Below are 24,050 nucleotides of genomic sequence, written 5' to 3' on the forward strand. Positions count from 1 at the left end.
ATTCCTTGTCGGGTAAGTTCCGACCCGCACGAAAGGCGTAACGACTTGGGCGCTGTCTCGGCAAGAGACCCGGTGAAATCATAATACCTGTGAAGATGCAGGTTACCCGCGACAAGACGGAAAGACCCCATGGAGCTTTACTGTAGCCTGGTATTGGAACTTTGTGCATCATGTACAGGATAGGTGGGAAGCTGAGAAGCAGGGGCGCCAGCCTCTGTGGAGCTGTCGGTGGGATACCACCCTTGATGTACGGAGTTTCTAACTCGTCGCCCTCATCGGGCGAGAGGACCATGCCAGGTGGGCAGTTTGACTGGGGCGGTCGCCTCCTAAAAGGTAACGGAGGCGCCCAAAGGTTCCCTCAGAATGGTCGGAAATCATTCGTAGAGTGTAAAGGCAGAAGGGAGCTTGACTGCGAGACCTACAAGTCGAGCAGGGACGAAAGTCGGGCTTAGTGATCCGGTGGTTCCGCATGGAAGGGCCATCGCTCAACGGATAAAAGCTACCCTGGGGATAACAGGCTTATCTCCCCCAAGAGTCCACATCGACGGGGAGGTTTGGCACCTCGATGTCGGCTCATCGCATCCTGGGGCTGAAGTAGGTCCCAAGGGTTGGGCTGTTCGCCCATTAAAGCGGTACGCGAGCTGGGTTCAGAACGTCGTGAGACAGTTCGGTCCCTATCTGTCGCGGGCGTAGGAAGTTTGAGGAGAGCTGTCCTTAGTACGAGAGGACCGGGATGGACGCACCGCTGGTGCACCAGTTGTCACGCCAGTGGCACAGCTGGGTAGCTATGTGCGGACGGGATAAGCGCTGAAAGCATCTAAGCGTGAAGCCCTCCAAGATGAGACTTCCCACAGCGCAAGCTGGTAAGACCCTCATAGACGATGAGGTTGATAGGTTCGGTGTGGAAGCGCGGTAACGCGTGGAGCTGACGAATACTAATCGGTCGAGGACTTATCCACACATGCTTAGCAATCATGCGTATTCAGTTTTGAAGGAATAAATCCTTCAACGTTCCTCGGTAGCTCAGTTGGTAGAGCAATCGGCTGTTAACCGATCGGTCGGCGGTTCGAGTCCGTCCCGAGGAGCCATATGATGCTCCTGTAGCTCAGTCGGTAGAGCGTTTCCATGGTAAGGAAGAGGTCGCAGGTTCGATTCCTGTCGGGAGCACCAGAAGTCATCCTAACAATCATGGCCCGTTGGTGAAGCGGTTTAACACAGCAGCCTTTCACGCTGTCATACAGGGGTTCGAATCCCCTACGGGTCACCTATACACCCAACTATTTGTTGGGGCTCTCGCAAAGTACTTGGTGTTGCTACAACGCAATCTCTTCACTTTGTGGGGGAGTACGGAGGCTTAGCTCAGCTGGGAGAGCATCTGCCTTACAAGCAGAGGGTCGGCGGTTCGATCCCGTCAGCCTCCACCATTTATAAATCAGCAGGACGGTCAGTTGAAACCCTCGCATTTTGTGGTGACACTGACACTTGGTTGTCCTAATCGTCGCGGGATGGAGCAGCTCGGTAGCTCGTCGGGCTCATAACCCGAAGGTCGCAGGTTCAAATCCTGCTCCCGCAACCAAATTTTCTCTTTGCCCAAGCGATCAAAATTCGCACGCCTTACTGGGTTTGGACTAACAACATGGAGCTGTGGTGAAGTTGGAGTTCACGCCGGTCTGTCACACCGGAGGTCGCGGGTTCGAGTCCCGTCAGCTCCGCCATCTTTACAAGGTGGTCGGTTTCATGAAATGACAATGTGTTTTAATCAAACTAAAAAACATTGATCATTTTATGAAAGATATGCTATAATCAAATAGTATGCCGGTATAGCTCAATTGGTAGAGCACCTGACTTGTAATCAGGGGGTTGTGGGTTCAAGTCCTATTGCCGGCACCATTTACTGGGGAGATAGCGAAGTGGCTAAACGCGGCAGACTGTAAATCTGTTCCCTCCGGGTTCGGCGGTTCGAATCCGTCTCTCCCCACCAGTATTTGAGCCATTAGCTCAGTTGGTAGAGCATCTGACTTTTAATCAGAGGGTCGAAGGTTCGAGTCCTTCATGGCTCACCAGTTTTTACAAAATGGATATGCGGTCGTGGCGGAATTGGCAGACGCGCTAGATTCAGGTTCTAGTGGTGGCAACACCGTGGAGGTTCAAGTCCTCTCGACCGCACCATATTTTCTTATCAAGCATGCGGACGTAGCTCAATTGGTAGAGCGTCGCCTTGCCAAGGCGAAGGTCGCGGGTTCGAGACCCGTCGTCCGCTCCATAGATGTTCTCGGGTCTCTCACCCGTTCCGGGTTTACCCTTGAAGAGCATCAATGAAGAGTGTCACGGGCACTTCAGATCTGGCTTGTCGGGCAGGAAATCGACGAAGCAGCGCCAGTAGAAGCGAGACCCGTCGTCCGCTCCATATCATGTGCCCTTAGCTCAGCTGGATAGAGCGTTTGACTACGAATCAAAAGGTCGGGAGTTCGAATCTCTCAGGGCACGCCTCTTTACCTTAAAAGGGAAGAGAAATAGCAAAGTCGGGAAGTAGCTCAGCTTGGTAGAGTACTTGGCTTGGGACCAAGGGGTCGCAGGTTCGAATCCTGTCTTCCCGACCATGATTTGCCTAACGATTTGTGAAAAGCTGCCGGGGTGGCGGAATGGGCAGACGCAACAGACTTAAAATCTGTCGGGAGTTTCTCCCGTACCGGTTCAAGTCCGGTCCTCGGCACCAAGTTCGTTCGATGCGGGTGTAGTTCAATGGTAGAACTCCAGCCTTCCAAGCTGGTCGCGTGGGTTCGATTCCCATCACCCGCTCCATATGTAAAAGCAGAGAGCCATTTACCTCTCTGCTTTTTTCGTTATTGTCCCATCTCTATCTGCAAGCAACCGATCCAACAGAAAAAGACCTCGTGTGGCTGCGTCAGTCCAGCATGCCAGAGGTCTTTTATTCGCGGAAGTATAAAAAACAAAAAAGAAACAGAATCAGTCCGGGTTTCTTTCATCCGACGAGAGACGAATGAACGAAGCAGCAGGTTTAGTGCTTATGAACGTAAAAGCTTCAGAAAAACGATGTCGAAAGCTGTCTGACGGTTTCAGTGGTAGAAACATATGTTTTCGTGTACAGTAAGGCTAAGGTCGCTTACCGAACGTATAGGTAACGGATCTCTTGCATTGCCTCCTGATGACCAGGAGGCTTTTTTGTGTTCACAGAAGCGCGATTGACTTGACTATTATACTAACCCACCAGGATTCAGTTGGTCGCTTCCACAGGCTCTACAGCTTCTTCTACTGTTACGATCGGAAGCGATACGACGAAACGGGTGCGCTTCTCGTTGGAGTCGCAATGGATGGTGCCGTTGTGCTTCTCAATAATATTTTTACAGATGGACAAGCCAATGCCCGTCCCGTTTTGTTTGGTTGTAAAGAACGGCTGGAACAGAACCTCCACAATGTCGGGAGGAATCATTTCACCGTTGTTTTCCACACTTAAATAAAGCCAGCCATCCGAAGCAGTAGCGATAATGTGGACGTACTTGTCCGTTCGGTTTTGCACGGCGTCAATCGCATTGTTCAGCAAGTTGACGACGACCTGTTTCAAGCCTTCTTCATAACAAGCCAGAGAGCAGGGGTGGATTTGTTTTTCGAATCGTATGTTTTCTCCTAAAAGTCTCGGAGTAATCAGCGTTTCTACTTCAGCGAGCAGTTGCTCAACTTGGACAGTTTTGAAAATTTCATCGAGAATCGGTTTTTTGGAAAAGCTGAGAAAGCCGGTAATTTGCCGATGCAAGTTTTCAAATTCATGCATGACGACCTGAATGTACGTTTGCAATTGTGCCTGTTCCTGCGTCGACTCACTGATCAGTTTGAGAAAGCCTTCAATGGCACAGAGCGGATTGCGCAGCTCGTGGGCCATGTTGGCCGCGATTTTCCCCAGCATGGTCAGCTTGTCGTTGTGCAGGTAAGAAATCGTTTCTTCCTTTTGAACGAGCTCTTTGTTGATCATTTGCTCAAAATGATAGACAGCCCAAAAGACACTCTCGTCCATCGCTTTGCCCAGTTGCTTTTCCAGATAGTGCATGTCCTGGGGAGAGAGGGACCAATGTTGCAGTTCAGGCTGAAGCACACGCCAGAATACGTTTCGATACAACTGATACGTGCGCAAAATGGAGGAGAAGGGGAACTCCTGCGAACGCAGCCACTCTCCCATATCCAGTGCCCAGTTCTGCATGTCCTGGTCTACGTCTTCCACCAGATAACGGGCTAAGAGAACCGTTCGTTTCTCCGCAAAATCACGAGGAATTGTTACAGGGATTTCCATACTGCGAACAATTTCCTGCATCCATATCGTAGTAATTCTTGGAGCCAAGTCTAAAATTTTCCGTGAAACGTGCAATAAGTTAAGCGTCACAGTCTCCACCATCTCATTATCCACCCCACTAGAATCGTAAGGGAAAAAGGTAAGATTAGACAAGGTATAAATATCCCGATTTCGCGATAAAATGTTTTTTTGTGGAATTTTTTTGTTGACAAAATCCGCTGAAAACCGCCTTTTTTCGGAAAAATATTCAATCATAGGTCCGATTCTAGTCGCATAAAGTAGAATGGACAAACATTTCATGGACCAGGGAGGCAGGGATGGGAGAGCATTTTTGGCTGGGTCTGGTGCATATTTTCATGATTGATCTGGTACTGAGCAGCGACAATGCTGTCATCATAGGAATGGCCTGTCGGGGCTTGCCTTTACGGGAGCGAAGCCGTGCAATCATGTATGGAACGATTGGGGCTGTTGTATTGCGAATTGGCTTGACAGGCGTGATGACGTGGATGCTGGACATTCCGCTTGTAAAGGCGATCGGAGGGTTGCTGCTGCTCTGGATTGCCTGCAAGCTGATGCTGAGCAGCCACGACGAGACGACAGAGGTTGCGCACAATCAGACAATCGGCCAAGCGGTCAGAACGATTATATTAGCAGATTTTGTAATGAGTTTGGACAATGTTTTGGCGGTTGGCGGAGCCGCACATGGCGATATATGGCTGGTTTTGCTTGGACTGGGGATGAGCATCCCGCTGCTGATGTGGGGAAGCGTCTGGGTCGCGCGGCTGATGAACCGCTTCCCAGGTTTGGTCATCATCGGTGGCGGCGTGTTGGCGTTTACGGCTGTGGACATGTGTCTGGAAGACCAGTACGTGTGGAAATGGCTCAATCCGCTGATGTTGAATCACATGTGGCTTCCCGTGATTGCTGCCGCATTGATCATGCTGTGGGGGCGGATGAAAAGGGCCTGACCAGGTAATGAAAGGAAGCGGTAGTGGGGAATACTACAAAGTAAACATCGCTGGAAAGGAACCGTTGCATATGAACACAAATCTCTTGATGCTATGGGGATACTGGGATGAAATCTACCAACGGTGCACCAGACTTACCTATATTGAAAAAGGGAACAATATTTTTCGGGTCGTTCCCTTGCGTTATCGGGGTGAGTCTTTGCGTACGTCAGACGAGCGGATCATTCATGACGGCGATCTGATTTTGAAAATACATATTCACAACTACTACTTTGCCACTCTTTGCAGGGGCGTCAAAGACGAACTGAAAGTAGCCTTGTTATTGCGCAGGCATATTTTGCAATCCTTGCCGAGGCTGGCGGCTTTTCTGGAAGCGATGGAGGAACGGGAGCAAATCAAGGGAATCGTCGGCACAACCATGCTGCACAAAGGCGTGGCTCCTTTGGGCTTTTCCATTTCCGACGTACCGATGAGCTGGTTTTTCCGCTACAAGCGCTGGTATTTGCGACTGATGCTCAGAATCGTCCACCCGAACGGGAAAAAGCGCGTGCAGACGTGGAAGCAAGATATGCCGCTGAAGCGCGTCTACATGTCCAAGGAATTGCTCTTGGAGCGTTACGGCCAGAGCAAACCGACGACAGGGGATGCCTTCTGATGGCCAAGCGCTTTTTGCTGGTCACGGAGGAATGGGCAGGCAGCGGACATCGAGTAGCGGCAGAGGCGATCCAGGAAGTATTGCAAAACATGGACGGCGCACAATCTGCGCGGGTGATCGGAGGCTTACAGACGGCCAGCCCGGGATTGCGGGTGCTGTCCCGTTTTTTTTATCTGAACATGCTGCGGTATGCGAAGCCAGTTTGGCACAAAATGTACGAGCAAGATGAGATGTGGGGAAGATCGTTATCCAAGCCACTCGGCTGGTGGCTTTCGACAAGGTTGCTCCAGCGTGTTTTGCGTGCGGAGCAGCCGGATGTCGTGGTGGCGACACATGCTTACTGCCTGTCGGCGCTCGCCTATGCCAAACAAAAGGCGGACAAGCCTTTTCAACTGGTGAGCGTCCCTACTGACTTTCATGTCAACCGCTTCTGGATACACCCGCAAATTGACGCTTATATGGTAGCGCATGAGCAGATGGCGGAAAGGCTGACGCATCGCTATCGCATTTCCGCTGAAAAAGTGCATGTTTGCGGCATCCCGATTCGCCATGCTTTCCATTATGCTGCGAGTAAGACCAAGTCGGATTGGAAAAGTCAGCTCGGCATTGCCGTCGATCGATTTACGGTACTGATTGGCGGCGGCGAGGGCGGATACGGCCAGATGGAAGAAGTGATTGGCACATTGGCAGAGGAAGAGGAGCCGTTACAGATTGTCGTCATCACGGGCAAAAATGCAAGTTTGCAAAAGCGGCTGGAGACCGTGATTTCGCCGTGGAGCGAGCGGCACCGTTTTGTCGTGAAAGGCTACGAGGAGCGCATGTGGCAATGGATCGGGGCGGCAGATGCGTATGTGACCAAGCCGGGAGGAATCACTTGTGCGGAGGCGCTCGCTTTGCGGACGCCGCTCATTTTGCATCAGCCTTTGCCAGGGCAGGAGCAGTACAATAGTGCGTTTCTTACAGAGCAGCAAGCGGCGATTCTCGCTCGCTCTCCGCAGGAGATTCGCGAAGTCATTCGGGGCTTGCGCGGCTCTGGGCGCATGGGAGAGCTTGCCGCGCACATGGACAAGCTGCGGCGTCCGGAGGCAGCAGTTGAGATCGCACACGTCCTTTTTTCGCTGGAGTCTAAAATTGGAAACAAAAATCGCGAATGAACAAGGAAAACTTCACGCATATTAAACCTACCAACGACGAGGAGGTGATTACAGATGGCTAACAACAGATCCAGCAACAATCTGGTGGTTCCTCAAGCTAACCAAGCGCTGGACCAAATGAAGTACGAAATCGCTTCTGAATTCGGCGTTCAGCTTGGTCCGGACACCACTTCCCGTCAAAACGGTTCAGTTGGTGGCGAGATCACAAAACGTCTCGTTGCTTTCGCTGAACAACAATTGGCTGGCCGTGGCTAATTGCATAAGTGGATGAGGAGAGGCACCTGCGGGTGTCTTTCCTTTTTTTATGGGGAAGCAGGTGACCGAAAAATGCTTGCTCCACTACTTTTCAAGATATTTAGCTTCCGAACGATTAGAGGTGGAAACACCTGTTTGATTGATTTCCTGATTTATGTAGTCGTAATAATAAACATTATTATTATCGTCATGGAAAGTAACACGAGTAGTGTAAGTTCCAAACTTGCGATTATAGCCAGCTTTTAGATCCTGAATATTTTCTAGGTTTATGCCCTTTGATGCTAAATGGTTTCGTACATCAAGCTCCATGTTAGTCTTCACCCATGGATAGCCACCGATTATCCACTCTATATTCAATAAAATGGGGATTGATAAAATGATTAACAAAAAAAATATAATAGCTTTCTTCATTTAACTTCCTCCTTAATTCTGGACTATATATTTACATATTATTATGAAAATTATATAATTTGTGTATATAACTAAAATTTACCATATGAGGTGGGGACTTTGAAAAGAATTTTGCCTTTGAGTTTAAGTATTTTTTCAGCTATTGCTTTTTCCCTTTCAGGAAATGTACTTGCTGCTGAAAAAACAAACATAGTCGCGCCCTTAGGCACAGATGATCCTACTTATCCGGATACTAAAATTAAAATTAGAGTAGGTGACATACTCATTTCAGATAAGAACTCTAGTCCAAGTTTTACTGGTCATGCCGCCATTGTAACGGATACAGAAACTGTTGCTGAAATTCGTGGCTTTGGTTATAATCCTGAGTTCACAGATTTACAGGATTTCTTTGACGACCGGACAGGCGGTGATAAAGGAATCAGAATTGTGAGGTATTATAATTCGTCCGATGCTGCAGATGCAGCAGACTGGGCAGAGAACTATGTAGAGGATTTCAGGCATTTAGAGTATGACATCGACGATTTATATGATTATGAAACGTCCACTTATTGTTCCAAATTAGTCTGGGATGCCTTTTATTATGGTGCTGATGTTGAACTAGATACATCGACCATTAATTTTGGAGGATCCCGAATGTTGGTTTCTTTACCGTATGATTTGGATAATGGTAGTGATGTGAGAATTGTTGCGGAAGTAGGTGATTTCTAATTATGGTTAAGAAGATTTTCTTGAGTTTTCTTTTAATTTTAACTATTCTTGCGGCGAATCCAAGTGTTTATGCTGCTAATCATACAACTACTCAAACTGAGAATGTCAAGCCATTAGCGTCAAAGTATGTTACTGTAACAGACAAATATTTTGGTGTCTATCCAGAAGAAATCAACTATGAAGACGCCCAGGGATACCAAGGAACGTTACATTTCACCAAGGCTATAGATGCTGGTGGAGGCTGGTGGCTAGTGACATACGGCGGATTCGTCAGGCAAAACTAAACGCAAGCGATTTGTGTGACCTGTGTCATTAAGCAAATCCAACAAGCGTCCGAATGCCCAAAATTCGGGCGTTTTTAGTTTTTACAGTAATTGCCCTTTCCTTGTCGACTCCAAACTTGTTGAAAATTATTAATTGGGTTTTGCCATACTAGCCTTGGAAAAACGTTACAGCCGACAAACCAAACTTAACCGCATATTTCCGCGGTACTGGCTGATTCTATATGTGTTGGGAGGTGATTGGCTATGACAGTTGGAGCACAGGTAAAACAGGCTCTTGCCAGCCTGAAAGGGGCACAGGCAGATTTGGAGTCGTTCGCTCTTAGCACGCAGAACAAGCAAGCAAAGCAATTGTACACGGATGCAGCTGCGCAGACGCAAACGATTGTGGACAACTTGCAACAGCGTGTTACCGAGTTGGAGAACGAAGAGCCACAGTACAAAGGCTTCTAGCCATGCTGCAAAACAAGAGGGAGAGACGCTCTCTCTCTTGGCTTTTCTTCAAGGGTCAACGGTTGATGGAGGTGGAGCATGCCTGACTGGTTAAATATTTTGCTGCGTTCCATAGGAGCGTTGGCGTACTTGTTCCTTCTTACCAAAATTATTGGCAAGCGGCAAATCAAGCAGCTTACGTTCATTGAATACATCGTCGGGATTACGATCGGCTCGATTGCAGCCTTCATGGCAACGGAGATGGATGGGCCTGTTTTTCACAGTTTGATTTCCATGGGTGTGTTTGCGATTTTCCCCGTTTTAATGGAATGGGTATCGCTGAAAAGCAAGGTGATGCGCGACTTGTTCGAAGGCAAGTCAACCGTGCTGATCAAAGAAGGGAAAATCATGGAGGACAACCTGAAAAGGGAGCGGCTGACGGCAGAAGACTTAATGGAACAGCTTCGAATCAAAAATGTGTTTCGGGTGGCAGACGTCGAATTTGCGCTCATGGAGACAAACGGGGAACTGAGTGTACTGCTGAAGTCGGAAAACCAGCCTCTGACGGCTCAACAGTTGGAGCTGACGGTACCGCCAGCAGAAGAAGGCCAGGTCGTCATCATGGATGGGGTGATCATGGACGAGCCGTTGGCAACGGCGGGCTACAACCGCAGATGGGTCCGCACGCAACTGCAAAAAGCGGGTGTGGCGCTGGAAAATGTGTTTCTCGCCCAGGTAGACAAAGGGGGCGAGCTGTACCTCGATCTGTATGACGACAAGATACAGGTTCCGGCTCCGCAGGCAACGAAGCTGACTTTTGCGACTCTGAAAAAATGCCAGGCTGATCTGGAGCTGTTTGCTCTCGGGACAAAAAACGACACAGCCAAACAGACGTATCAGCGCGACGCTGAACAATTGCAGACGATCATCGACCAGGTCAAGCCATTTTTAATACGGTAAAAAGGAGTGAGAGAAGAATGGCCGATCAAAAAAAGAAGAATTTAACCCCCGTGCAGCAGGAGTATCAGCAGTTGGCGATGCGACATGAGCCGAAGCGACCTCTCGTGCGCAATTTTTTCCGCGCCTTTATCGTGGGCGGCGTCATCTGCCTGATTGGTCAGGGGATTACCGAGCTGTTCATCCGCTACTTTGACTTTACCGAGAAAACGGCGGGAAACCCGACTGTCGCGGTTCTGATTCTGCTCTCGGCGCTTTTGACGGGACTGGGCGTGTACGACCGGATCGCCCAATGGGCCGGGGCGGGCACCAGTGTCCCGGTGACCGGATTTGCCAACTCGATTACCTCAGCCGCCATTGAGCACCGCAGCGAAGGCTTGGTGCTTGGGGTAGGGGGAAACATGTTCAAGCTCGCAGGTTCTGTGATTGTGTTTGGTGTTGCTGCCGCATTTGTCATCGGCTTGATTAAAACATTGATTACGATGGGAGGGTGACACATGCGCCAGGGTCATCAGTCGTGGGTGTTTCCTTCCAGGCCGGTCATTCTCGGCCACGCTGCCATCGGCGGGCCATTTGAGGCTCAGGGGCCGTTGGCCGAGGATTTTGATACGCTGCACGGAGACTTGATGATAGGACAGGAGAGCTGGGAGAAGGCGGAGAAAGTGCTGCTGGAAGAGGCGTGCTCCAAAGCGATCGAAAAGGCGAATCTGACGAAGGAGCAGATCAACTTTTTACTGGCGGGCGATCTGATGAACCAGATCATCTCGGCAAGCTTTTCCGCAAGGACGTTGGCGATTCCGTTTCTCGGAATTTTCGGGGCTTGCTCGACAGCGATGGAAGGCTTGGCGCTCGCTGCGCAACTGGTAGACAGCCAATCTGCGGATTGCGTGCTTGCGGCAACCTCCAGCCATAATGGAGCGGCGGAGAAGCAGTACCGCTACCCGACAGAGTACGGCTCGCAGAAGCCGCCTACGGCACAGTGGACCGTTACCGGAGCGGGAGCAGCAGTCGTCGGCAAGCAAGGCCAGGGGCTGCACATTGCAGGGGCGACGATTGGACGGGTTGTAGACATGGGGATGACTGACCCGTTCAACATGGGGGCAGCCATGGCTCCGGCAGCGCTGACGACGATCGAATCGCATTTTCGTGACTTTCAGTTGCCACACGACTATTACGATCTGGTCGTGACGGGTGACTTGGGAAAAGTCGGCCACGCGATTTTGTCGGAATTGCTGCCGAAGCATAATGTCATGGTTCCGCTGCAACGCTACGTCGATTGCGGGAAGCTGATCTACGGCGACAATCCGAACGTCTGGTCGGGCGGGAGCGGATGTGGCTGCATTGCGACGGTCACCTACGGACATTTGCTGCGGAGGATGAAGGCAGGCGAATGGAAGCGGATGCTGCTGGTTGCCACAGGTGCGTTGTTATCGCCTATTTCCTACCAGCAAGGAGAGAGCATCCCGTGTATCGCGCACGCAGTAGCCATAGAGTCCGAGTAACCTGGAGAGTGATAGCATGACGTTTTTATGGGCATTTCTCGTAGGCGGGATCATCTGTGTCATCGGGCAATTCCTCATGGATGTGGTCAAGCTGACCCCCGCCCATACGATGTCGTCCCTCGTTGTCGCAGGTGCCGTCCTGGATGGCTTCGGGTTGTATGAGCCGCTGGTTCAGTTCGCGGGAGCAGGTGCGACCGTCCCGATTACGAGCTTTGGCAACGCGCTCGTTCACGGGGCGATGGCCGAAGCGGAGCAGCATGGGGTGATCGGCGTTGTGACCGGCATTTTTGAGGTGACCAGTGCGGGGATATCCGCTGCCATTGTGTTTGGCTTTTTGATGGCGCTTATCTTCCGGCCCAAAGGATAAAGTCGGCAAAAGCGAGTCAGATGTTACCTCTGTTGCCAAAATGCTTGAATTGAACCTACTTTCGCCAGCGGGTAGAATGGTGGCGTTAGGAGGGGATGTTCATGTCATGGCAGAAAAAAACATTGACGACCCTGCTCGCGGCGATGCTTGCCGTCGCGTTTGTCTTCCCTGCCGAATCTTACGCGGCATCGCTTGTAAAGCGCGGCAGCGAGAGCGGGGATGTGTGGGACTTGCAGTATCGCCTGCAAATATTGGGGTACTATCAGGACAAGCTGGATGGCAGTTTTGGGGCGAACACGGCTCAGGCGGTGCGCCAGTTTCAAAAAGCATACGGTCTGCCAGCCGATGGGATCGCTGGTGAAAATACATGGCGTTCACTGAAAAAAGTGTCGGTCAATCAGAACGAGATGCAAATGCTCGCTCAGCTCGTCTATTCGGAAGCGCGGGGCGAAAGCTTCAAGGGGCAAGTAGCGGTTGCGGCCGTCGCCCTGAATCGTCTTCAGTCCAAAGACTTCCCGAATACGCTCAAGGGCGTCATTTTCGAGCCGTACGCTTTTACCGCAGTCGATGATGGACAGTACTGGTTGAGCCCCAACAAGACGGCTTACCGGGCAGCGTGGGAAGCAGTGCGGGGCTGGGACCCAACCAATGGTGCCCTCTATTACTTCAACCCGGCGACCGCCACGTCCAAATGGATTTGGTCGCGTCCGCAAGTGGTGCAAATCGGCAAGCACATTTTTGCCAAGTGACGAAGAGAAGCGACGTAACAGACTCTTGTTTTTCCGCGACAGCCAGCGGAAAGCAAGAGTCTTTTTTCCTGAAAAGCCCCAATGCGCGTCGTTCGCGCCTGGCGGGAAGGGACAGGCAACTGGGAAGAATTGTCCCTTGTTTTCACGAAATGTTTCGATAAAATGAAACGAAACGGCTTCGAATCTTTTTTCTGGAGGATGATGATGAGGAAACAGATGATCCTGGCCTCGCTGGCAGCCTTGCTGGTCATTGGCGCGCCGGTTGCAGAGGCAAAGACAAACGAGACGAGCAGTACACCGTACACAGACATTGCAGAGCATTGGGCCAAAAAGGAAATTGAAACATTATACATAGCGGGAGTCATTGGCGATACCGAGTCGTTTCGGCCAGATGATCCGATTACGCGCGGAGAACTGGTAACGATGTTTGTCAAGGCAAAAGGGATAGAGCCAGGCACAGCGAGCCAGTCACCATTTGCTGACATTCCGTCAGACAGTTGGATGGCACCATATGCGGAAACTGCCTATCGCCTTGGAATCGTCCATGGCACCAAACAAGGAAGCCAAGTATTTTTGAAACCGGAGGAGCTTGTTACGAGAGAGGAGCTTGCTTCGATTTTGATTCGAACGATGGGCGATAGCGGTGTCGTCAATCAGCTTAAATGGTCGACGACGGTTCAGACGTTGGCCAAATACCCGGATGGGCGCAGCGTGGATGAAGGTTACCAGCGTCCGCTCGTGTACGCCTTGGAAAAAGGCTTGATGAGCGCCTATGGCGACGGCACGCTGAAGCCGAAAAACCGGATGACGAGAGCGGAGGCAGCCACGTATGCGGCCGTGCACCTCGTCAGCGGCCAAGCTTCCAAAAGCGGGCAGCAGCTGTTCAACGGGACGGCCTACAAGCAGGCGCTGACCGTGCAGACGACCGCCTACAGCAACCCGAACCAGCCGATCCTGTCGTATTTGGAGTACCCGCTCCGTGAAGGTGTCGTCGCTGTCGATCCGGCTGTCATTCCGCTCGGCAGCCATCTGTACATCGATGGTTACGGCTACGCAGTTGCCGCAGACATTGGCGGTGCCGTTAAGCAGCGTCACGTCGACTTGTATTTGCCGACCTTGCAGGAAGCCGAAAACTACGGCATGAAGCAGGGCGTCAAAGTATACGTGCTGGATTAACATATCGTCACGGACATATTTCCTGCTCTTTCCACTCATACTAACGTGGAAAGGGTGGGATTTTTTTGTGGGCCTGGGTATTTCTCGGATTGCTTGTCTTATTGCTGCTGCTTGTGATTACCCCAGTAAAAATCAGTTGCTATTATCATCGAAAAGAGGAAGACGATCAACTGGAAGTGGAGCTTGAGGCGTGGCATGGCCTTTTTTCCCGAAAATACGAGTTGCCGATTTTGCTGTTCAAAGTGTCCCCGGCAGGCCCGGAGCTGGTGGCAAAGGTGGAGACGATCGAGCAAGGAAGCAAGGTGCAGGAAAAAATCAAAGACTTTACCCGCCGCCAAGTAAAAAGATGGTATCACAACTATCGGGAGCTGGTCGATCGCGTACGGGATTTGCTGCCGCTTTTTCGCGACTTGTGCAAGCAGATTCACTGCACCAAGCTGGAATGGCATACGTTGCTCGGCACAGGGCAGGCTGCGGAAACAGGAGCCATCACCGGAGTGATCTGGGGCGTGAAAAGCTTGATTGTCGGGGTGTTGTCACACTCGATCTCGCTGCGGACGATGCCTGCGATGAGCGTCCAGCCCGTGTGGAATGATGCGGTGATCCAGACAACGTTTCGCTGTGTCTTTCGCTTTTACTTGGGGCACTTTCTGTTTTCGCTGCTGAAAATTGCCTGGCGGATCAGGAAAACGGGCCAGCGCAAATGGCATACAAGCCCATCGCAAGCATGAACCAGCACAAAAAAACGTGACGCTTTCCGTCATGTAGCCGCGTTCCTGTACATGCTCTGAAATTGTTGGGGGAATGTTAATAGATGAGACATGCAGGAAGGAGGAGCAGCTTACTATGGCAGACCACCCGATTCAGGGCCTCATGAGAACAGCGATGGAAAATCTCAAGCAAATGGTGGACGTGAACACGATTATTGGCGATCCTGTCGAGACGCCGGACGGCAGTGTGATTCTCCCTATCTCCAAAGTGGGATTCGGCTTTGCTGCTGGAGGTAGCGAATTTCACTACGACCAGCATCACCAGGGAATCGATGGACATCCGTTTGGCGGCGGTAGCGGGGGCGGTGTCTCGATTACACCCGTGGCCTTTTTGGTCGTCGGAAAACAAGGAATACGCTCCATACCGCTGGAAAATACGACGCATCTGTACGACCGGATTCTCGACTCCGTTCCGCAGTTTGTGGACAAGATGCAGTCGCTTTTTAAAAAGCACGACGAGATGCCTGTTCAGTCCCATCCGGGAAGGAAGAGGGTAGACGATCACGACTTGGAAGAGTTGATGGACCGGGGTTAAAAAATGAAAACAGGTATGCGCCTATTGCGGGGCATACCTGTTTTTTGCTTTCATCAGCACGCTTCTCTACCAGAGCTGGTTGAGGAACAAGCCTGTTTGCGCCACGTAGCGGTAGTTCATTCCCGAGGCGGAAGTGTTGTAGTACGGATTGGCCGATGTTGCGGCTGTGTAGGCTTGGGAGAACGAGCCAAACGGCTTGCTCTGCACCTTGACGACCTCCTCGCGAATCGCGCGGGAGAGGCGAGTCATTTCGTCGACAAAGCCGGAAACATGCGCAGAAGTGGCCTCACGCCAGACTTGCTCATCGAAGGACAACGATCCATCTTTGCGAAAGCCAAGCCCGTAACGGTCGAGTGTTCCTCTGGACGCCCGGGTTATATGTGCGAACGGATCAAGCTTTTGCGATGACAAGGCAGATGCCTGCTCTGTCAAAAAGTCGTGCAACTGGTTGTAGCGGTTGACGAACGCGTGCGTCTTTTGCAAAAGCCGATCGTAGTCAGGCGCAATCTCGACGACAATGTCTGTAGCTGTTGTTTGAAGCATGGAGACTTGTACGGCATCGTTCGTGAGCCAAACGTGGTTGGAAGGGCTTGAATCCCGCCTTCCATTCCACACAAACACAGCGTCAGCGGCGCTTGTCGTCGCGCGGTCAAGGCCGAGCACACGGATCGTATTTCCGCTCACATCCTGCAAGGCAAAAGACTCGCCGGCTCCTGTTTTGCGCGAAGAAACGCTCAGCGCCACATACTGCCCTTCGGATTTCTGGCGGACATCTACGGGAAGCGAGCTGTTGCGCAGTGCTTCGGCAACCGAACGCAGGCTGTCCGCGTGCGTGTCGTTGCCATGCGAATAATAGGCAAACAACTCCTCTTGCTCGCCGAAGTGCAGGCTAAACTGCTGCGGGCCTTCGGTTACAAGTGTCGGGAAATCACCCGGCAATGCTGTGCCTGTGTTGGTCTGTCCACTCGCCAGGGAGCCGATGGACAGACGGTGCGTGCCGTTCGTTGCTCGCGGACCGGGTTTGACGGCTGCCGCCTCCGGTTGAGAGGAGACGACAGTCCGTTGGTTGATGGCACTTTCCGGTCGCGCGGGGTCAAACTCTTGGGCAGCTTGATCCAGGTCAGCAAAAAAGCGGTACAGGCGGGACAAGGAATCGGAGAGATCAGTCATCCACTGTTGCTGCCGGGTATAGTAAGGCTGCAGACTATATCCGAAAATCGGCTCGACAGGAGAGCTGAGCTTCGCCTGTACCATTTGAAAATGATAGCGGCCGACTCGGGAGCTGTAAGGAATTTGGCTGACTCGGTCCAATTTCAAGTCGATCACCTCACCACGAACAATTGGATTTCGATGGAAACCATCGTCTGTTACCTTTCATTATAGACGATGACTACTCCATTTCAATGAGCAGATCGCCAGTTTCGATCGCTTCGCCCGCTTTTACGTAAACGGCTTTGACTTTGCCGTCTTGCGGTGCTTGGATCGTCGTCTCCATTTTCATCGCTTCGCTGACGAGAAGGTGTTCGCCTTTGCGCACTTTGTCGCCCTCTGCCACGAGTACCTTCAATACCTTGCCTGGCATGGAAGCACCGAGGTGAGCGGAATTTTGCGGGTCTGCTTTTCGGCGAATCGTCTCCGAGACTTTTGCCGACTGGTCGCGAACGAAAATTTCCCGCGGCTGACCGTTCAGCTCGAAGTAGATGATGCGGCGTCCATCCGGATGAAGCTCGCCGACAGCGACCAGCTTGATGATCAACGTTTTTCCGCGCTCAATCGTAATCGCGGTTTCCTCGCCAGGACGCAGGCCGTAGAAGAACGTCGATGTGTTCAGGACGGACAGGTCGCCGTATTCTTTCAGGCGCTGGTCAAATTGCAGGTAAACCTGCGGGTACATGATGTACGAGAGCACATCCAGCTCGCTCGGCTCGCGGCCGATTTTTTCTGCCAGCTCCGATGTCACCTGGGCGAAGTCGATTGGCGCAAGCAACTCTCCAGGACGAGCTGTAAAGGCATCGCGGCCTTTCAGCACGAGTTCTTGCAGCTTTTTCGGGAAGCCGCCTGGCGGTTGACCCAGATAGCCTTGGAAAAACTGAATGACGGAATCAGGGAAGTCGAGGCGTTCGCCTTTCTCCCAAATATTTTCTTCGTTCAGGTTGTTTTGCACCATAAACAAGGCCAGATCGCCGACGACTTTCGAAGACGGAGTGACTTTGACGATATCCCCGCACATTTGGTTGACGACGGCGTACATGTGCTTGACTTCGTCCCAACGGCCTTCCAAGCCGACAGCTTTTGCCTGCTGCTCCAGATTGGTGTACTGACCGCCTGGCATTTCGTGCACGTATACTTCGGTATTGCTCGCTTTCATGCCGCTTTCAAAGCCTTGGTAGTACGGTCTGACATCTTCCCAGTAATCGGACAGCTTGTTGAACGAATCAAGCGACAAACCCGTCTCGCGTTCGGTATGGGCGAGGCTCGCGATCAATCCGTTGAGGCTTGGCTGCGAGGTCAAGCCCGACATCGAGCTGACGCACGCGTCGACGATATCGACTCCTGCTTCGACGGCTTTGAGCAGCATGGCCGCACCGTTGCCAGACGTATCGTGCGTGTGCAGGTGAATCGGAATGCCGATTTCCTGTTTCAAGGCGCGAACCAGCTCGTAAGCGGCGTAAGGCTTCAGCAATCCGGCCATATCCTTGATCGCCAAAATGTGTGCGCCTGCTTTTTCCAGTTCTTTCGCCAGGTTGACGTAGTAAGACAGCGTGTATTTCGTTTTGCTCGGGTCGAGGATGTCGCCTGTGTAGCAAATCGCCGCTTCCGCCACCTTGCCTGTTTCGCGCACGGCGTCGATGGCCGTCTGCATGCCTGGCAACCAGTTCAGGCTGTCGAAGATGCGGAAGACATCAATGCCGTTTTCCGCCGAAGCCTTCACGAACGCATGGATGACGTTGTCCGGGTAGTTCGTGTAGCCAACCCCGTTTGCCCCGCGCAAAAGCATCTGGAACAGCACATTCGGGATGCGCTGGCGCAAAATCTGCAGCCGCTCCCAAGGCGATTCCTGCAAAAAGCGCATGGAGGTGTCAAACGTAGCGCCGCCCCACATTTCCAAAGAGAACAGTCCCGAGCCAAGCTTGCCCGTCGCTTCGGCAATCGACGCGAGGTCGTACGTGCGCACGCGCGTGGCAAACAGCGACTGGTGGGCGTCGCGGAATGTCGTATCGGTTACGAGCACCTGCTTTTGCTCCTGAATCCAGCGAACCAGGCCATCCGCTCCGTCTTTGTCCAAAATTTGCTTCGTTCCATCCGGGTACGGTTGGGTAAACGGTGTGCGCGGAATGCGCGGCGAGTCAAAGTGCGGCTTTTTGTCCGGCTTTGCCATGCCCGGATAGCCGTTGACAATCGTATTGCCGATGTACGATAGTAATTTGGAACCCCTGTCCTGACGGCCGGGGAACACGAACAGCTCCGGTTTTGTATCAATGAAGGAGGTGTCGTAGTTGCCGCTGAGGAAATCAGCGTGTGTGACGACATTCTCCAGGAAAGGCAAGTTGGTTTTCACACCGCGGATGCGGAACTCCCGCAGCGTACGCAGCATTTTGCGCGCAGCTTGATCAAAGCTGGTTCCGTACGTGGAGATTTTCACCAGCAAGGAGTCGTAGAACGGCGTAATAATCGCGCCAGGGTAGCCGTTTCCGCCGTCGAGCCGGACGCCGAAGCCGCCGCCGGAACGCCAGGCTGACAGACGGCCCGCGTCTGGCAGGAAGTTGTTTTCCGCATCTTCTGTCGTTACGCGACACTGGATCGCATAGCCGCTCATTTGAATCTGGGACTGCGAGGCGATCCCGATTTCCGAATCGGAGAGGGCGTGTCCTTCCGCGACGCGAATTTGCGACTGCACGATATCGATGCCGGTAATCAGCTCGGTGATCGTATGTTCCACTTGAATCCGCGGATTGACTTCAATAAAATAAAAGCGCTTGTCCGGCGTGAGCAAAAACTCGACCGTCCCTGCGTTGGAATAGCCAGCTTTTTTCATCAGGGTGAGAGCTGCCTGGCAAATTTCTTCGCGCAGGCTATCGTCGAGAGAAAGGCTTGGCGCCACTTCGACCACTTTTTGATGGCGTCGTTGCACCGAGCAATCGCGTTCGAACAAGTGCACGATGTTTCCGTGGTTGTCGCCGAGAATTTGCACTTCGATATGCTTTGGCTGCTCCAGATAGCGCTCCAGGTATACTTTGGCGTTGCCGAAGGAGGAACGCGCTTCTGAACGGGCGCGATCAAGCGAGTCTTGCAGCTCGTCCTGGCTGCGGACGATGCGCATCCCGCGACCGCCACCGCCGGAGACGCCTTTGATGATGATCGGATAGCCGTATTCCTTGGCGAACAGCAGGGCCTCCTGCAAAGTCTCAATCGGCTCCGGCGTGCCTGGAATGACCGGGATTTGTGCTTCGATGGCAAGCTTTCTCGCTTCGACCTTGTCTCCGAATTTCTCGATCAACTCGGAAGAAGGACCGATGAAAATAATTCCTTCCTCCTGGCAGCGTTTGGCGAAATCGGCGTTTTCGGCGAGGAATCCATAGCCGGGGTGGATCGCATCGATATCGTTGCGCTTGGCGATCTCGATGATGCTGTCGATGTCCAGGTAAGCTTCGATCGGGCCTTTTCCGGCACCGACCAAATAGGACTCGTCCGCTTTGAAACGATGAATCGAGACGTTGTCTTGCTCAGAGTAAATCGCTACAGTACGGATGCCCAGCTCGGTAGCCGCACGGAAAATGCGAATCGCAATTTCTCCGCGGTTTGCTACCAGCAGCCGATTAATCTTTCTCTTTTCCAAATTTCTCTCCCCCTTTGTCTCTTTGAGAGACATGAAAAAATTATATATAGCATAAATATACAAAATTTTCGTGATACAAGACACCCTTTTTTCTTTTACAACATCAGCCAACTGACTGGAGTGAATCGTTTTGCCAAAGCAACTGCCTGTTTTCGTCTATGGCACATTATTGTCCGGCTTTCATAATGACAGCGGTTATATCAAACCGTTCCCGCATACCAAAACAAGGGCGACGATCAAGGGGGAAATCTATCATTTGCCAGAAGGCTACCCCGGCTTGCTCATGACAGACGCGGGAGAAGTGGCAGGCGAGATCGTCGATTTTGCCCCTGAGGTGTACGAAAAGGCGCTGGCTGGTCTCGACGAGCTGGAAACCTACTACGGCGAGGGAGACTCGCGAAACGAGTACGAGCGGATTCCCGTAACAGCCTGTGTCCGAGAGACTGGGCAAGAGGTAGAGGTGTACGTTTACCGCTATTTGGATGAAGCCTATGTGAAGCGGGTCGGGACCAGAGTGGAGCACGGAGACTGGCGCGCCTTCATGGAGCGGGCTGAATAGCAGAGGCGCGTTTTGCCAAAACTGGTAGGGAAAAGGAGGGACCCTGCCATGGAATTGATGAACGCGAAACCTGCGCAAATCTGGCGCTTGCTTATTCCGCAAAGCTTTTGGATGTTCACGGAGGAAGTTCCCGAGGATGAGCTGATCTTTCACTATCGCGACCATATTTACTTCGTGAATCAGGATGGCTCGGTATTGGCGCTGCCCAAGCCGGCCTGCTTTGACATGCTGGATATGGGCACGCTGCTGGAATGTCTGGCGACGTCCGACGATACGATTGACTTTGACGACGAGGGCGAGTTTGACTACGGATTTGTCCTGAAGCAGATGGGCTACATCGTCCCGGTCAGGGAGAAGCGGGAAAAGGCTACGTATCAGATCGAGATTTTCAATACGGCACTGCCAAAGGCACACGCTACGCGCTACGAGATGAAGCATGTCGATTTTGGCTTCGCGCTTTACCATGCGCTGATGCGTTGCCACGAGCTGAACGCGAAAACAGACTGGGAGTATGAGCACGAAGTGAAGCGCATCGTCAAGGTAGATGCCAAAGCTTCCGGGAAAGTGCAAGTGAATCTGTAATTTCTACTATTGGCATAGTGAAAAAAAGTGAATGATAGGGTATGATAAATGAGGTACATATGAAAGTATTGGTGAGGAGGAAGAAATCATGACAACTGCTGTTGAGCGTCAAGGCGCATTTGTTTTCAAAGGGGGTCCTGTTACCCTGCTCGGTCCGGAAATCAAAGTGGGAGATACTGCTCCTAACTTCACTGTAGTAGGCGGCGACCTGTCCCCTGTAACTCTGGACGATTCCAAAGGAACCGTTCGCATCATCTCCGTAATCCCATCCATCGACACAGGTGTTTGCGACGCGCAAACTCGTCGTTTCAACGAAGAGGCTGCCGGTCTGGAAGGCGTAACAGTTCTGACTGTTTCCGTTGACCTGCCATTCGCGCAAAACCGCTGGTGCGGTGCTGCTGGCATCGACAAAGTGAAAACTGTATCCGACCACAAAGACCTGTCCTTCGGTACAGCTTACGGCGTAGCGATCAAGGAATTTCGTCTGCTGTCCCGCGCTGTATTCGTAATCGATGCAAATGACAAAGTGGTTCATGCGGAGTATGTGGCTGCTGCTGGTGAGCATCCAAACTACGAAGCGGCAATCGCTGCTGCAAAAGCTGCGAAGTAAGCTTTTTCGCAAGCAATCTGCTGAGAGTCAGACCCCCTTTTCGTCTATGGAGACGAGGAGGGGGTTTTTGTTTTGGATTGTTTTGTCCAGGCGGCGCCTGTTTTTTGGGGAGCTGCAAAAATGTGTTGACGATTTTAGTAACCAATGGTTATATTATTACCAATGGTTACTAACCACTGGTTATTTTGTTCGGTGGAAGTCAGGAGTGGAGTCTTGCATGGCAAGCAGACAGGAAGTGCGATCAGAGGAAACGAAGCGGGCGATTCTCGCGGCCGCGACACAACTTTTCGCGGAGCGGGGCTTCGAGGCCGTCTCGATTCGGGAAATCGCCAAGGCGGCAGGCTGTTCACATACGACGCTCTACATTTATTTCAAAGACAAGGAAGCGCTTCTGCATCAGCTTTCCAAAGGGCCGCTGCAAACGTTGGCACAGGAAATGGAAGCTGCGCTTGCGGATGAAAAGCGGTCATCCGAGGAAAAACTGCGTGAAATCAGTCGCCAGTTCATCCGCTTTTGCCTGGGGAATCGCAACATGTACACGCTGTTTTTCATGATCAAAGCATCGCGCATAGACGAAGAAGAGCCGGAACAAGAGCTTCAGGCGCTGCGCACGCACTTGTTCGGGCTGTTGAGAAAAGCCGTGTTGCTCTGCTTGCCGCCTGAGGTCGGGGAAGAGGAAGCTTTGGCGTATGCACGGATTTATTTTTATACGTTGCACGGCATCGTCGGGACGTATACCCATTCGGAGGAATCGCTGGAAGAGTTGCTAGGCAGATTGGCGCCGACGTTCGATCTGGCTGTGGACGTCATCCTCGCGGGCAGCAAACAAACGATGACAAGGAGTGGTGAAAAATGAAGATCGAGCAAATCTCCAAGCACATCTGGTGCATCCGCAGCTGGATGTTGATTCCGGTTCGTGTCTGGGCGGTGGTAGAAGAGGACGGCGTGACGCTGGTTGATGCGGGGATGCCGTTCATGGCAAAAGGCATTGCGGCGTTTCTGCAAAAACAGGGAGCAGGGCCATTGAAGCAAATTTTGTTGACGCACGGCCATTCCGATCACGTAGGAGCCGTCAAGCGGCTGGTGGAAACGATGCCCGTTCCGGTGTATGCCCATCGGATCGAGATTCCGTACATGGAAGGCAGAGAGCTGTATCCGCGCCGCAAAAAGCTGGAAGCGAACGTTCAGCCGGGCCTGGCGAAGCCGCTCGCGGAAACAGAGGACGGAGGACTGGCTGCGATCGCTGGACTCAAGCCGTACCTCACGCCAGGGCATTCGCCTGGTCACGTCGTCTACTACCACGAGCAAGATCGCGTCCTGCTGGCAGGTGATCTGTTTACCTCCAAGCGGGGAAAACTGCACCGCCCGATGCCGATGTTTACGGCCGACATGACAGAAGCGGTGAAAAGCAGCCGAATCGTGCGAGAGTTGAACCCGCTTCGGCTGGAAGTATGTCACGGCCAGGCGGTACACAATCCCGCCGAGCAGCTCGATGCGTACCTGGCGGAAATGTCCCGTGCCTTTTCCATCCCGACGAGTGTGTGGCAGTAGGAAGCCGGGCTTTATGAGGGCGTCAGCTGTTTGCTCATCAAGACGCTGCGATAGTTGGTTTCCTTCCACTGTACGTGTTCGATAAAGCGATAGCACAAATTGCCAGGAGCGGTTGAAACGAACCGCTCTTTTTCGCGTCTCATAATAGAGGTGATTGGATGAAAAAGGTAGAAAAGATAGCCCCGCTGTACATGGCAGCTGTCTTGCTGCTGACAGGCTGTCAGCTTGGCATGCTCAATCAGTCGTCTTTTCAAGAGCTGGCCCAACCGCCCGCGCCTGTCATCGCGTGGAAAGGCAAAACAGCCGTGACGGTTCCGACCTCATACTGCTGGAACTACGAAAACGAGGGTGTCTGCATGGACATGGCCGCTCCGCCGGAAGTGATCGGGGAACAAAAGCCCAAGCCGTTGCAAGTGAATCCCGGCGCCATGCTAACCGTTACATATTCGCCCCCGCCCACGACGGAGTCTCTTACGGTCGCGCAATGGATCGGCTCGAAGCGGATCGAACAGCTTTTGGAAAACGGAAACCAATGGAATGCTCCCGAGCAGCCGGGCTGGTATTTGTTTGACGTTCGCGGGCAGTGGAGCCAAGGCGATGCGGGACATGCTTTTGTGATTGAGGTCAGGGAAAATCGCCCGCTTTAACCTCGCGAAGGTTGTCTACTCACCGGGACTTTTTGCTATAC

The 24,050-nt window shown here is 52.2% G+C and carries 25 protein-coding genes, 15 tRNA genes and 1 rRNA gene (1 of these 41 running past the window's edge); 37 read left to right on the top strand and 4 right to left on the bottom strand.

Annotated features, from left to right (window positions below; all coding sequences use genetic code 11):
• From IRJ17_RS13175 to IRJ17_RS13250, 16 genes are all read left to right on the top strand, one after another.
• A 23S ribosomal RNA gene (locus IRJ17_RS13175) occupies window positions 1-959 on the top strand (it extends 1,950 nt beyond the left edge of the window).
• Window positions 960-1,012: 53 nt separating this feature from the next.
• Window positions 1,013-1,088, top strand: a tRNA-Asn gene (locus IRJ17_RS13180).
• A 6-nt stretch (window positions 1,089-1,094) separates the two neighbouring features.
• Window positions 1,095-1,170 (top strand) — tRNA-Thr (locus IRJ17_RS13185).
• Window positions 1,171-1,190: 20 nt separating this feature from the next.
• Window positions 1,191-1,264, top strand: a tRNA-Glu gene (locus IRJ17_RS13190).
• 84 nt (window positions 1,265-1,348) lie between these two features.
• Window positions 1,349-1,424, top strand: a tRNA-Val gene (locus IRJ17_RS13195).
• 75 nt (window positions 1,425-1,499) lie between these two features.
• Window positions 1,500-1,576: transfer RNA gene (locus tag IRJ17_RS13200), tRNA-Met, on the top strand.
• Window positions 1,577-1,638: 62 nt separating this feature from the next.
• Window positions 1,639-1,715, top strand: a tRNA-Asp gene (locus tag IRJ17_RS13205).
• A 99-nt stretch (window positions 1,716-1,814) separates the two neighbouring features.
• Window positions 1,815-1,890: transfer RNA gene (locus IRJ17_RS13210), tRNA-Thr, on the top strand.
• Between the two features lie 6 nt (window positions 1,891-1,896).
• Window positions 1,897-1,981 (top strand) — tRNA-Tyr (locus tag IRJ17_RS13215).
• A gap of 6 nt (window positions 1,982-1,987) precedes the next feature.
• Window positions 1,988-2,063 (top strand) — tRNA-Lys (locus IRJ17_RS13220).
• 19 nt (window positions 2,064-2,082) lie between these two features.
• Window positions 2,083-2,169: transfer RNA gene (locus IRJ17_RS13225), tRNA-Leu, on the top strand.
• Between the two features lie 18 nt (window positions 2,170-2,187).
• A tRNA-Gly gene (locus IRJ17_RS13230) sits at window positions 2,188-2,263 on the top strand.
• 150 nt (window positions 2,264-2,413) lie between these two features.
• Window positions 2,414-2,487: transfer RNA gene (locus tag IRJ17_RS13235), tRNA-Arg, on the top strand.
• A gap of 36 nt (window positions 2,488-2,523) precedes the next feature.
• Window positions 2,524-2,600: transfer RNA gene (locus tag IRJ17_RS13240), tRNA-Pro, on the top strand.
• A gap of 28 nt (window positions 2,601-2,628) precedes the next feature.
• Window positions 2,629-2,716: transfer RNA gene (locus IRJ17_RS13245), tRNA-Leu, on the top strand.
• Window positions 2,717-2,728: 12 nt separating this feature from the next.
• Window positions 2,729-2,802: transfer RNA gene (locus IRJ17_RS13250), tRNA-Gly, on the top strand.
• 433 nt (window positions 2,803-3,235) lie between these two features.
• Here the strand turns inward: IRJ17_RS13250 and IRJ17_RS13255 are convergent.
• Window positions 3,236-4,405: a sensor histidine kinase gene (locus IRJ17_RS13255; protein ID WP_122964759.1), complete on the bottom strand. Its 1,170-nt coding sequence runs from the start codon at window positions 4,403-4,405 to the stop codon at window positions 3,236-3,238.
• 215 nt (window positions 4,406-4,620) lie between these two features.
• On the opposite strand from IRJ17_RS13255, the gene IRJ17_RS13260 reads away from it, so the two are divergent.
• From IRJ17_RS13260 to IRJ17_RS13275, 4 genes are all read left to right on the top strand, one after another.
• Window positions 4,621-5,271: a TerC family protein gene (locus tag IRJ17_RS13260; RefSeq protein WP_242774973.1), complete on the top strand. Its 651-nt coding sequence runs from the start codon at window positions 4,621-4,623 to the stop codon at window positions 5,269-5,271.
• 70 nt (window positions 5,272-5,341) lie between these two features.
• Window positions 5,342-5,926, top strand: a complete 585-nt coding sequence (locus IRJ17_RS13265) for a YkoP family protein (RefSeq protein WP_122964840.1) — start codon at window positions 5,342-5,344, stop codon at window positions 5,924-5,926.
• Window positions 5,926-7,080: an MGDG synthase family glycosyltransferase gene (locus IRJ17_RS13270; RefSeq protein ID WP_242774976.1), complete on the top strand. Its 1,155-nt coding sequence runs from the start codon at window positions 5,926-5,928 to the stop codon at window positions 7,078-7,080. Before IRJ17_RS13265 ends, IRJ17_RS13270 begins: the two co-directional genes overlap by 1 nt.
• 54 nt (window positions 7,081-7,134) lie before the next feature.
• Window positions 7,135-7,335, top strand: coding sequence for an alpha/beta-type small acid-soluble spore protein (locus IRJ17_RS13275; RefSeq protein ID WP_063230695.1), 201 nt, complete (start codon window positions 7,135-7,137; stop codon window positions 7,333-7,335).
• Window positions 7,336-7,419: 84 nt separating this feature from the next.
• Here the strand turns inward: IRJ17_RS13275 and IRJ17_RS13280 are convergent, their stop codons facing one another.
• A complete protein-coding gene (locus IRJ17_RS13280; protein WP_242774978.1) occupies window positions 7,420-7,746 on the bottom strand; it encodes a DUF3139 domain-containing protein in 327 nt (108 codons plus the stop codon).
• Between the two features lie 99 nt (window positions 7,747-7,845).
• Between IRJ17_RS13280 and IRJ17_RS13285 the strand changes: the two genes are divergently transcribed.
• From IRJ17_RS13285 to ytfJ, 11 genes are all read left to right on the top strand, one after another.
• Entirely contained in the window at window positions 7,846-8,454 is a 609-nt protein-coding gene (locus IRJ17_RS13285; protein WP_173599589.1) for a YiiX/YebB-like N1pC/P60 family cysteine hydrolase, read from the top strand.
• A 2-nt stretch (window positions 8,455-8,456) separates the two neighbouring features.
• Complete coding sequence (locus IRJ17_RS13290; RefSeq protein ID WP_242774980.1) at window positions 8,457-8,738, top strand: hypothetical protein; 282 nt, start codon at window positions 8,457-8,459, stop codon at window positions 8,736-8,738.
• A gap of 243 nt (window positions 8,739-8,981) precedes the next feature.
• Complete coding sequence (locus IRJ17_RS13295) at window positions 8,982-9,188, top strand: DUF1657 domain-containing protein (RefSeq protein ID WP_063230694.1); 207 nt, start codon at window positions 8,982-8,984, stop codon at window positions 9,186-9,188.
• A 78-nt stretch (window positions 9,189-9,266) separates the two neighbouring features.
• A complete protein-coding gene (locus tag IRJ17_RS13300; protein WP_217023126.1) occupies window positions 9,267-10,127 on the top strand; it encodes a DUF421 domain-containing protein in 861 nt (286 codons plus the stop codon).
• 17 nt (window positions 10,128-10,144) lie between these two features.
• The gene (gene spoVAC / locus IRJ17_RS13305) at window positions 10,145-10,618 is read left to right on the top strand and encodes a stage V sporulation protein AC (protein ID WP_063230692.1); all 474 of its coding nucleotides are present in this window, start codon (window positions 10,145-10,147) and stop codon (window positions 10,616-10,618) included.
• Between the two features lie 3 nt (window positions 10,619-10,621).
• Entirely contained in the window at window positions 10,622-11,626 is a 1,005-nt protein-coding gene (gene spoVAD / locus IRJ17_RS13310; RefSeq protein ID WP_063230691.1) for a stage V sporulation protein AD, read from the top strand.
• A gap of 16 nt (window positions 11,627-11,642) precedes the next feature.
• The gene (gene spoVAE, locus IRJ17_RS13315; RefSeq protein WP_122964764.1) at window positions 11,643-11,993 is read left to right on the top strand and encodes a stage V sporulation protein AE; all 351 of its coding nucleotides are present in this window, start codon (window positions 11,643-11,645) and stop codon (window positions 11,991-11,993) included.
• Between the two features lie 101 nt (window positions 11,994-12,094).
• On the top strand, window positions 12,095-12,742 hold the full coding sequence (gene sleB, locus IRJ17_RS13320) for a spore cortex-lytic enzyme (RefSeq protein ID WP_122964765.1): 648 nt from the start codon (window positions 12,095-12,097) through the stop codon (window positions 12,740-12,742).
• Window positions 12,743-12,946: 204 nt separating this feature from the next.
• Complete coding sequence (locus IRJ17_RS13325) at window positions 12,947-13,918, top strand: S-layer homology domain-containing protein (protein WP_173597802.1); 972 nt, start codon at window positions 12,947-12,949, stop codon at window positions 13,916-13,918.
• A 65-nt stretch (window positions 13,919-13,983) separates the two neighbouring features.
• The gene (locus IRJ17_RS13330; RefSeq protein WP_173599592.1) at window positions 13,984-14,649 is read left to right on the top strand and encodes a DUF2953 domain-containing protein; all 666 of its coding nucleotides are present in this window, start codon (window positions 13,984-13,986) and stop codon (window positions 14,647-14,649) included.
• 115 nt (window positions 14,650-14,764) lie between these two features.
• Window positions 14,765-15,223: a GerW family sporulation protein gene (gene ytfJ / locus IRJ17_RS13335; protein WP_063230686.1), complete on the top strand. Its 459-nt coding sequence runs from the start codon at window positions 14,765-14,767 to the stop codon at window positions 15,221-15,223.
• 66 nt (window positions 15,224-15,289) lie between these two features.
• Here ytfJ and fliD read toward each other — a convergent pair whose 3' ends face one another.
• Window positions 15,290-16,540 carry a flagellar filament capping protein FliD gene (fliD, locus tag IRJ17_RS13340; protein ID WP_242774982.1) on the bottom strand — a complete coding sequence of 417 codons (1,251 nt, stop codon included), beginning with the start codon at window positions 16,538-16,540 and terminating at the stop codon, window positions 15,290-15,292.
• 73 nt (window positions 16,541-16,613) lie between these two features.
• On the bottom strand, window positions 16,614-20,060 hold the full coding sequence (gene pyc / locus IRJ17_RS13345) for a pyruvate carboxylase (protein ID WP_242774984.1): 3,447 nt from the start codon (window positions 20,058-20,060) through the stop codon (window positions 16,614-16,616).
• A 130-nt stretch (window positions 20,061-20,190) separates the two neighbouring features.
• On the opposite strand from pyc, the gene IRJ17_RS13350 reads away from it, so the two are divergent.
• The 6 genes from IRJ17_RS13350 (at window position 20,191) to IRJ17_RS13375 (ending at window position 24,009) form a co-directional block, all read left to right on the top strand.
• Window positions 20,191-20,619: a gamma-glutamylcyclotransferase family protein gene (locus tag IRJ17_RS13350; protein ID WP_242774986.1), complete on the top strand. Its 429-nt coding sequence runs from the start codon at window positions 20,191-20,193 to the stop codon at window positions 20,617-20,619.
• A gap of 48 nt (window positions 20,620-20,667) precedes the next feature.
• Window positions 20,668-21,201: a hypothetical protein gene (locus tag IRJ17_RS13355; protein WP_173597798.1), complete on the top strand. Its 534-nt coding sequence runs from the start codon at window positions 20,668-20,670 to the stop codon at window positions 21,199-21,201.
• 88 nt (window positions 21,202-21,289) lie between these two features.
• The gene (gene tpx / locus IRJ17_RS13360) at window positions 21,290-21,811 is read left to right on the top strand and encodes a thiol peroxidase (RefSeq protein ID WP_122964771.1); all 522 of its coding nucleotides are present in this window, start codon (window positions 21,290-21,292) and stop codon (window positions 21,809-21,811) included.
• Between the two features lie 217 nt (window positions 21,812-22,028).
• A complete protein-coding gene (locus IRJ17_RS13365) occupies window positions 22,029-22,667 on the top strand; it encodes a TetR/AcrR family transcriptional regulator (protein ID WP_173597796.1) in 639 nt (212 codons plus the stop codon).
• Window positions 22,664-23,362: an MBL fold metallo-hydrolase gene (locus tag IRJ17_RS13370; protein ID WP_242774988.1), complete on the top strand. Its 699-nt coding sequence runs from the start codon at window positions 22,664-22,666 to the stop codon at window positions 23,360-23,362. The genes IRJ17_RS13365 and IRJ17_RS13370 overlap by 4 nt, the downstream gene beginning before the upstream one ends.
• Window positions 23,363-23,520: 158 nt before the next feature.
• On the top strand, window positions 23,521-24,009 hold the full coding sequence (locus IRJ17_RS13375; RefSeq protein ID WP_242774990.1) for a hypothetical protein: 489 nt from the start codon (window positions 23,521-23,523) through the stop codon (window positions 24,007-24,009).
• Window positions 24,010-24,050 lie beyond the last annotated feature (41 nt).

Origin of the sequence: Brevibacillus parabrevis (assembly GCF_022701015.1) — a bacterium.
Taxonomy (GTDB): Bacteria; Bacillota; Bacilli; order Brevibacillales; family Brevibacillaceae; genus Brevibacillus; species Brevibacillus parabrevis.